This window comes from Pseudomonas sp. A-R-19, assembly GCF_019956575.1.
GTDB lineage: Bacteria > Pseudomonadota > Gammaproteobacteria > Pseudomonadales > Pseudomonadaceae > Aquipseudomonas.
Genome location: NZ_JAHBDR010000028.1, coordinates 1 through 1,218 on the forward strand (window position 1 = coordinate 1; position 1,218 = coordinate 1,218).

Annotated in this window: 1 protein-coding gene; it reads right to left on the reverse strand. The window is 54.4% G+C overall.

Going from position 1 to position 1,218, the window contains the following annotated elements; translation table 11 throughout:
* Positions 1 to 20: 20 nt before the first annotated feature.
* Entirely contained in the window at positions 21 to 1,199 is a 1,179-nt protein-coding gene (locus tag KGA88_RS01900; RefSeq protein WP_110663144.1) for an integrase core domain-containing protein, read from the reverse strand.
* Positions 1,200 to 1,218: the final 19 nt, after the last annotated feature.

A 1,218-nucleotide genomic window follows, 5' to 3' on the forward strand; every position in this document is an offset into this window, starting at 1 on the left:
TGTAGAAACGGACACATCCTTTACGATTGAAACCGGGGACATCCTTTACGTTTCTGTTGGCTTGAAAGGCGGCTCTCGCCGCTTTTCAGCCTGCCTAATAGGTAACTGCAGAGGTAAATATCCCACACATCATCGTCCACTTCCTTGAGTCCTAGCGCCTCACCTGCCAAGGATTCACTGACGAAAATCATTTTGCCTTTCCATTTTATCGATCCATTTTGTCTGACCATGCGGATCGTCATATCCGAAGCGTAATCTGCTTCAGGCACGCGTCCGTCGTACTGCCTTGGCGAAGGCTCATACAGGTCCGCAGGAACCTTCATCTCTAAGGCCTTGTGAGGTCTTACGTAATTGAACTCCTGTCGAAACTGTTCGAATGCCAACTGTTGTTCCACCAGATTACGTTCAGGTGCGTGAAGTAATGCAGCCTTGAGCGTTCGATGCATGCGCTCATGACGGCCATTCTGGTCAGGCCGCCCCGGCTGGATTCGCTCAGGGTAGATCCCTAGGCGTATCCACCAAGCCGCCAGGCTGGATATGCGCGATATGCCGCTGGAGGCAAAGGGGGAGCCGTTGTCTGTGCGAATTACATTAGGCAAACCGTACTCCCGAAACGCCCAGTCAAACCCTTCGCGAGCACCGGCAACGCTGCTTTGCGCTCTGCACAGCAATAGAAATCGGCTGACGTGATCAGTAATTGTCAGTGGGTAACAACGTTGGCCGTTCTGAAGCGCGAAGTCACCTTTGAAGTCCGCCGCCCATGTCTGGTTTGGTGCAGTGGCGTCGCGCAGCGGATTTTTCCCCGCTGGAGGGCGATTGAGGAAACGGCGTTTTTGCACCAGACCTGCCCGCTTAAGCCATTCGCCTGCGGTGCTGACTGTTGGCCAAGACAACTCTGGATGATCGATCTTAAGGTTATGCACCAGTTTCTCAGGCCCCCAGCTGTGATGCTCGCGCTTGTACGCGATTAGCAGCTCAAGCACCTCGTCGCTGATTTTGAAAGGGCTCGTATGCGGACGCCGCGACAGCTCCTTCAGCCCATCAATGCCCCTTGCTTCGTAGCGTGCAAGCCATTTATCCAAAGTGGGTCGGCTGAGCCCGTAGTGACGGGCCAGCTCGCTTTTGGAGTAGCTGCCTTGCAGCCAGTCGCCTATGAGTTTGATTCGTTGATCCATTGGGGACTCTCGATTCCAGGGCATGGTCAGGCACCTCCTGACC